The organism is Candidatus Igneacidithiobacillus taiwanensis (assembly GCF_031962545.1).
GTDB lineage: Bacteria > Pseudomonadota > Gammaproteobacteria > Acidithiobacillales > Acidithiobacillaceae > Igneacidithiobacillus > Igneacidithiobacillus taiwanensis.
In genome coordinates this window covers 25,635-32,375 of record NZ_JAVRKK010000019.1, presented here as the reverse complement: position 1 = coordinate 32,375, position 6,741 = coordinate 25,635, and the positions used below count along the sequence as shown (strand labels likewise).

Annotated in this window: 6 protein-coding genes and 1 CRISPR repeat array (1 of these 7 cut by a window edge); of the genes, 5 read left to right on the top strand and 1 reads right to left on the bottom strand. The window is 62.8% G+C overall.

The features are described 5' to 3' along the window. Positions 1-263 precede the first annotated feature (263 nt). Genes purH through RTI30_RS04675 form a run of 5 tightly spaced genes read left to right on the top strand, consistent with a single transcriptional unit; the run spans position 264 to position 5,646 of the window. Positions 264-1,835, top strand: coding sequence for a bifunctional phosphoribosylaminoimidazolecarboxamide formyltransferase/IMP cyclohydrolase (purH, locus tag RTI30_RS04695; protein ID WP_312263220.1), 1,572 nt, complete (start codon positions 264-266; stop codon positions 1,833-1,835). 11 nt (positions 1,836-1,846) lie between these two features. Beyond that, the gene (gene purD, locus RTI30_RS04690) at positions 1,847-3,109 is read left to right on the top strand and encodes a phosphoribosylamine--glycine ligase (protein WP_312263221.1); all 1,263 of its coding nucleotides are present in this window, start codon (positions 1,847-1,849) and stop codon (positions 3,107-3,109) included. 1 nt (position 3,110) lies between these two features. Further along, positions 3,111-3,671 carry a Sua5/YciO/YrdC/YwlC family protein gene (locus RTI30_RS04685; RefSeq protein ID WP_312263222.1) on the top strand — a complete coding sequence of 187 codons (561 nt, stop codon included), beginning with the start codon at positions 3,111-3,113 and terminating at the stop codon, positions 3,669-3,671. Between the two features lie 2 nt (positions 3,672-3,673). Continuing rightward, complete coding sequence (gene hemF / locus RTI30_RS04680) at positions 3,674-4,564, top strand: oxygen-dependent coproporphyrinogen oxidase (RefSeq protein WP_312263223.1); 891 nt, start codon at positions 3,674-3,676, stop codon at positions 4,562-4,564. Continuing rightward, a complete protein-coding gene (locus RTI30_RS04675) occupies positions 4,561-5,646 on the top strand; it encodes a quinone-dependent dihydroorotate dehydrogenase (RefSeq protein WP_312263224.1) in 1,086 nt (361 codons plus the stop codon). Before hemF ends, RTI30_RS04675 begins: the two co-directional genes overlap by 4 nt. A gap of 3 nt (positions 5,647-5,649) precedes the next feature. Here the strand turns inward: RTI30_RS04675 and RTI30_RS04670 are convergent, their stop codons facing one another. Next, a complete protein-coding gene (locus RTI30_RS04670) occupies positions 5,650-6,159 on the bottom strand; it encodes a DUF3568 family protein (protein WP_312263225.1) in 510 nt (169 codons plus the stop codon). A 554-nt stretch (positions 6,160-6,713) separates the two neighbouring features. Beyond that, positions 6,714-6,741: direct repeats of the CRISPR family, unit length 37 nt (it continues 1,290 nt past the right edge of the window).

Sequence of the window (6,741 nt, the reverse complement as noted above, 5' to 3'; positions counted from 1 at the left end):
AACGCCGAACGGCCACACCATCGACTCGGACAGAAACCACCGCTATCCTTCCTCCTCCAACATCTACCACAGTGCCAAAGGTGGTGGACGCATACAGGGTATTGCAAAGGGAGCGAAAGAAGGCATATCATGCACGCATTCGCTCGGCGCTGCCGATGCGAGGCTAACGCTCCCTCCATCAGGAGGTTTGGGTACGACAGGTTTCCTGATCGTACCTTTTTTATTTCAGTGCCCGCGGGGGCAGTAGCGAACAAGAGGTCGATATGGGCGGTATCAGTAGGGCTCTCATCAGTGTTTCCGACAAGACTGGGGTAGTGGACTTTGCCCGGGGCTTGGTCGCGCATCAGGTGGAGTTGCTCTCCACCGGCGGCACGGCGCGTTTGCTGCGAGAGGCGGGGCTGCCGGTGATCGAGGTTGCCGACTACACGGGCTTTCCGGAAATGCTCGATGGGCGCCTAAAGACCCTGCACCCCAAAATCCACGGCGGACTACTGGCGCGCCGCGACGATGCTCGTCACCAACAAGATATGCAGGAACAGGGCTTTCCCGCCATCGACTTGCTCTGCGTCAATCTCTACCCCTTTGCAGAGACCATTGCCAAGGAAGGCGTGGGCCTCGACGAAGCCATCGAGCAGATCGACATCGGCGGCCCGACCATGCTGCGCGCCGGTGCCAAAAACTGGCAGGGGGTAACGGTGCTCGTCGACCCCGCGGACTATCCCTTGGTGCTGCAGGAGATGCACGCCAGCCAGGGGGGCGTGGGTGCCAAGCTGCGCTTTCGGCTAGCCGCCAAGGTCTTTGCCCACACCGCCCGCTACGATGGGCTGATTGCCAACCATCTATCCCGTCACCTCGACAGCCTCGAAGAACCCAATGATTTCCCCCAGGTACTCACCCTGCAACTGACGCAAAAACAAGGGCTGCGCTACGGCGAAAACCCGCACCAGCGCGCGGCTTTCTATGCCGACGGCAGCGCTTCCGGCCTTGCTCAGGCGCAGCAGCTACAGGGCAAGGAGCTGTCCTACAACAATTTGAGCGACAGCGACGCGGCGGTAAATCTGGTGGTGGAGTTTTCCGAGGCGGCTTGCGCCATCATCAAACACGGGAATCCGTGCGGCGCCGCCATTGGGCGCGATGCCGCCGATGCCTTTGCCCGCGCTTGGTCGGCAGACCCGGTCTCTGCCTTTGGCAGCGTCATTGCCTGTAATCGCCCCATCGATGCCAGCGTGGCGCAACTGCTGACGGAATCCTTCATCGAGGTGGTCTTGGCGCCGGCAATCGATGCCGAGGCAGCGGCTATCCTGGCGCGCAAGAAGAATTTGCGGGTACTGGCCTTTGGTGACGTTGCACAGTGGCGGCAGCCCGGTGCCTGGGACTACAAGCGCATTCGTGGTGGCTTGCTCTTGCAGGAGTATGACGATCTCGTCGAAGATGAGGCGCAGTGGCGGGTGGTCAGCGAGCGCCAGCCGAGCGCCGCGGAGCTGCAAGATCTGCGCTTTGCCTGGAAGGTTGCCAAACATGTGCGCTCCAATGCCATCGTCTATGCCGCCGATGGGCGCACCTTGGGCGTTGGCGCAGGACAGATGAGTCGCGTCGATGCCGCTCGCTGCGGTGCCGCCAAGGCAGAAGAACTCGGCTTTTCTTTGCAGGGCGCAGTCCTCGCTTCCGATGCCTTCTTCCCTTTTCGGGATGGTGTGGATGCCGCCGCCAAAGCAGGGGTAAAGGCAGTGATTCAGCCCGGTGGTTCGGTGCGTGATGCCGAGGTGATTGCCAGCGCCAACGAAAACGGGATCGCCATGATCTTCACCAGCGTACGGCACTTTCGGCACGGGTAAGGGGAGTAGCGATGAACAAGGTCATGGTCCTGGGCAGCGGTGGTCGCGAGCACGCCATCGCCTGGAAGCTGGCACAATCGCCAGCGGTGGAAACGGTGTTGTGCGTGCCGGGCAACCCCGGTACCGCCGCCGAGGCCAAGTGCCGCAACCTGCCCATCTCCCCCCTCGATGCCGCGTCGGTAGTGGCAGCCGCCCATGCCGAGGGGGTCTCCCTGGTGGTGATCGGACCCGAGGCACCACTCGTGGCCGGGGTATCCGATGCCTTGCGCCGCAGCGGTCTTGCGGTTTTTGGCCCCAATGCAGCAGCCGCGCGCCTCGAGGGGAGCAAGGCCTTTGCCAAGGAGTTCATGCAACGCCATGGCATCCCCACCGCGGCCTACGGCCGCTTTACCGAACTTGCGCCGGCGCTTGCCTTTTTGGCGCAGCAGTCCCTGCCCATCGTGGTCAAGGCCGACGGACTGGCTGCGGGCAAAGGCGTGGTCATTGCCGAGACGCAAGCGGCGGCCGAGGAGGCTCTGCAGCGCTTTCTCGCCTGGGGGCCGGTGGTGATCGAGGAATTCTTGTACGGCGAGGAAGGCAGTTTCATTGCCATCATTGCCGATGGGCAAGTCCTACCCCTGGCGGGCTCCCAAGACCACAAGCGCCTAGGCGATGGCGACCAAGGTCCCAATACCGGCGGCATGGGGGCCTACTCCCCTACCCCCATTCTCGATGCGGCAATGAGTGAGCGCGTGCGGCGCGAGGTGATGCAGCCCATGGCCCGCGCCCTGCAGGCCGAGGGACTGCCCTATCGCGGTTTTCTCTACGCCGGTCTGATGATCACCGACAGCGGCCCCAAGGTCTTGGAGTTCAATTGCCGCCTTGGCGACCCGGAAACCCAGCCCCTCCTGATGCGCCTGGAGTCGGATCTCTTTGCCGTGTTGCAAGCAGCTGCCCTCGGCAATCCTCTGCCGCCGGCACTGCACTGGAAGCCAGAATTGGCCCTCTGTGTGGTACTGGCCGCCCCTGGCTATCCCGATGCGCCGCAGCTGGGGCAGGCCATTCGCGGCCTGGAGACAACTTTGGATACCGCCACGGCGAAGGTCTTCCATGCCGGCACCCGTACCCAAGATGGCGGTCTGGTCACTGCCGGCGGACGAGTGCTGGGGGTGACGGTCCTCGCACCGAGTATCAGCGCCGCCCAGGCACAAGCCTATGCCCTGGCTGACAAAATTCGCTGGCCGGGGATGCAGTTGCGGCACGACATCGGCTGGCGCGCCCGCCCTCGCACCTAGCATGCTGCACCGCCACCCGCGCCGCGCCGCCCTGCGCAAGGCCGCAGCCCAGCTGCGGCGAGGCGGTGTACTCGTCTATCCCACCGAAGGGGTTTGGGGCGTGGGTTGCGACCCGCGCAATCGGCGCGCCTTCCGCAAGGTGCTGGCACTGAAGAAGCGGCCACAAAAAAAGGGCGTACTTCTCGTTGCCGCCACGGTCGGGCAGACCCTACCCTACTGGCAGGCGAAGCAGCCATTGGCTTTGCAGCCGGGCGACTATTGGCCGGGCACCACCCTGGTCCTGCCCGCGTCCGCGCATTGCCCAACCTGGATTCGGGGTCGCCATGATGGCATCGCCTTGCGAGTGAGTTCGCATGCCGGGGTACGCGCACTGTGCCGCGCCTTTGGGGCGCCCATCGTCTCCACCAGCGCCAACCCCGCCGGAAAGCGCCCAGCACGCTCCCTGCGCGAACTCTATCGGTATTTCGGTCGGAATATCGTGGTCCTGCCGGCGCGCTTGGGCGGGCAAGGACGACCTAGCCGCATCATCGATGCCCGCAGCGGCAAGATTCTGAGGAGTTGAGCATGAGTGCACCGCAACTAGCAGCCCTGGAAGCCTTCCTCCTGCACTTGCAGGACGACATTTGCACCCAACTTGCCGCCGCCGATGGGGTGGCGAGTTTTCGTGAGGATTTGTGGGAGCGCGCGGAAGGCGGGGGCGGTCGCACCCGCGTCCTCGCCGAGGGCGATCTCTTCGAGAAGGCGGGAGTAAATTTCTCCCGGGTGCATGGCAAGCAGCTGCCGCCTTCGGCCACGGCCAACCGCCCAGAGCTCGCCGGGCAAAGTTTTGATGCCTTGGGCGTATCCTTGGTCCTGCACCCACGCAATCCCTATGTGCCCATCGTCCACATGAACTACCGTTTTTTTCGCGCCGGCTCCACCTGGTGGTTTGGCGGCGGGGCTGACCTAACGCCCATTTACGGTTTTGCGGAAGACGCAGCGCATTTTCATCGCACCCTCAAAACCGCCTGCGACCGTCACGATCCCGCCTACTATCCGCGTTTCAAGGCGTGGTGTGACGATTACTTCACCATCCGCCATCGCGGCGAAATGCGCGGTGTTGGTGGGATTTTTTTTGACGATCTGCATGGCGATGCGGAGGCTATTCAGGCCTTCTGGGAGGAGGTGGCGCAGAGCTTTCTGCCCAGCTACCTACCCATTGTCGAACGCCGCCGCAACCTACCCTACGGCGGCCGGGAGCGGCAATTTCAACTGCTGCGGCGGGGCCGCTATGTCGAGTTCAATCTCGTGTATGACCGCGGCACCCTCTTTGGCCTGCAATCGGGCGGGCGCACCGAGAGCATTCTCATGTCCCTGCCACCCCTGGCAGCCTGGGAATACGACTGGCAGGGCGAGCCCGATAGCGCCGAGGCACGGCTCAAGGCAGAGTTCTTGACCCCACGGGACTGGGCATGATCGAAAACCAGCTTCGGCAGTGGCTCTTTCGTCTCGCCCCGGAACGGGCGCACGAACTTGCCATGCATGCCCTCGAGGCCCTGGGCAGAATGCCGCGTACCCGCGCATGGCTCTGGCCCGACAGCGCGCAGCTCGATCCCATGCTGCGGCAAAGCCTCTGGGGCCTGGACTTTGCGCACCCCCTGGGCCTTGCCGCCGGCTTCGACAAAGATGCCCGCGCCCTGCCCGCCCTTGCTGCCATGGGTTTTGCCTTTGTCGAAATCGGTACCGTTACCCCCCTTCCCCAGCCCGGCAATCCGTCGCCCCGGCTGTTTCGCTATCCTGCCGAGGAAGCAATCATCAATCGTCTGGGCTTTCCGAGCGAAGGCATGCTGCGGGTGCGCGAGCGTTTGGCTGGCTATGGGCGCCTGGCCATCCCCGTCGGTATCAACCTCGGTAAAAATAAACAGACCCCCCTGGAGCGGGCGGTAGAGGACTATGTGCAACTGCTGCGGGCGCTGCATCCCTTTGCTGACTACTGGGTGGTCAACGTCAGCTCACCCAACACACCGGGTTTGCGCCAGTTGCAGAGCTTGGCGGCCCTGCGCCCACTTTTGGCAAGACTGCGAGAACTGCGTATCGAGCTGGCGGGCGAGGCAACAGTGCGACCTTTGTTGCTCAAGATTGCCCCCGACCTGGCAAGCGAAGAAATTCAGGAGATCGGCAGCTTGGCTGGGGAAGCGCAGCCGCTTCTGGAGGGGTTCATCGCTACCAATACGACCATTTCCCGGCCCCACGACTGGCCCCATGCCGCCGAGGCGGGCGGGCTGAGTGGACGGCCGCTGCGACAACAGGCGCTCGCGGTGCTGCGCACCCTGCACGGGACGGTGCGCGGGCGGGTGCCGATCATTGGCGTAGGCGGGGTAACGAGCGCAGCGGATGCTTATGAGCGCATCCTTGCTGGTGCCAGCCTCTTGCAGAGCTATACCGGCTGGCTCTACCGCGGTGCACCGATGCTGCAGGAGCTAACGAGCACGTTACCTGAGCTACTGCGGCGCGACGGCTTTGCCAACATTGCCGAAGCCGTCGGCCAGGGTAACTGAGCCTTACTGCTGTAGCGGGATGGTCTGCTGCTCCGGCTCCTGAGGAGCTGGCGCTGGGGCGGGCGCGGCGGGCGCTTGGCTCGTTACCGAACTCGCAGCCAAAGGCTGCAGACCGAGTTGGTTGGCCAGAGCCTGCTGGAAGGCCAACGACAGACGCTTGTCACCGAAGGTACCAACGCGAATGTTGACCTTGCTCACCTGCGTCGCCATGGAAGTAATGGTGACCTTGACCCGCTGCGCCTGCTGATCGCTACCCTCTATGAGAACCTCGTTGGGGCTCTTCTGGATCATGCCTTCGTAGCGGATACCCACCTGCCCAAAAGCGGACTGGGTGGCTTGGGCGGCCTGCGCCACCGTTACCGGGTAATACGCATAGTAATTGGCCACCCCGCCGTTTTCGACATAGGTAACGGCGCCAGCGCCAGCACCGGCGCCGAGTAAAGCCACGCAACCACTGAGGGGCACCGTGGCGACTAATGCTATCGCTACTAAGTATCTGTAAGAAAAGCGCATTTTTGTCTCCGTAGGCATCCCGACGCCCATAAAAAAACCCGGGCTGCCCGGGCTTTTTCTATCAAATGGTACCGCGAGTTGGTCTCGTTTCCAGCGGGCAAATTGCATGCAACTGACTACCAAAATACCTTTCTGTTACATATCGCCCTGTACCAGAACGCCAACAAAAGTACCAACAACATTTATTCAACCTGCTACCCAGTGCGAAAGAGGATAGCACAACTGAACACCAGTAAACCAACCGACCCACACCCCTAGGCTCGCGGTATCCCATCGCAGGCTGCGCGCTTTGTCGCGATCAGCATCGCACCAAGCCTCACCGTACACTGCCCCCATCCGCCCGGGTCGCTCATGCGCCGGCCCACCGCGGCCGACGACGCAGCTCCAGTACAGAGCAAGGGATCTCGTGCGTTTCGGATGCCTGCTGCCCTACCTCATACGCCATAAAACAACTGTACTGTAAGGTGTTCGATTCCATGGAAGTTTGCGACCCCGACAACTGCACCAGCAATAACGCCTTTACGGTGACCCTCAAGGGGCGCCATAGGGTTGCCCGCTGACACCACGCCCGGTTTATTAGCC

What these genes read in the sequence shown, in the direction of transcription:
- purH (WP_312263220.1), top strand. Translation starts at nt 264, where the DNA reads ATGGGCGGTATCAGTAGGGCTCTCATCAGTGTTTCCGACAAGACTGGG.
- purD (WP_312263221.1), top strand. Translation starts at nt 1,847, where the DNA reads ATGAACAAGGTCATGGTCCTGGGCAGCGGTGGTCGCGAGCACGCCATC.
- RTI30_RS04685 (WP_312263222.1), top strand. Translation starts at nt 3,111, where the DNA reads ATGCTGCACCGCCACCCGCGCCGCGCCGCCCTGCGCAAGGCCGCAGCC.
- hemF (WP_312263223.1), top strand. Translation starts at nt 3,674, where the DNA reads ATGAGTGCACCGCAACTAGCAGCCCTGGAAGCCTTCCTCCTGCACTTG.
- RTI30_RS04675 (WP_312263224.1), top strand. Translation starts at nt 4,561, where the DNA reads ATGATCGAAAACCAGCTTCGGCAGTGGCTCTTTCGTCTCGCCCCGGAA.
- RTI30_RS04670 (WP_312263225.1), bottom strand. Translation starts at nt 6,159, where the DNA reads ATGCGCTTTTCTTACAGATACTTAGTAGCGATAGCATTAGTCGCCACG.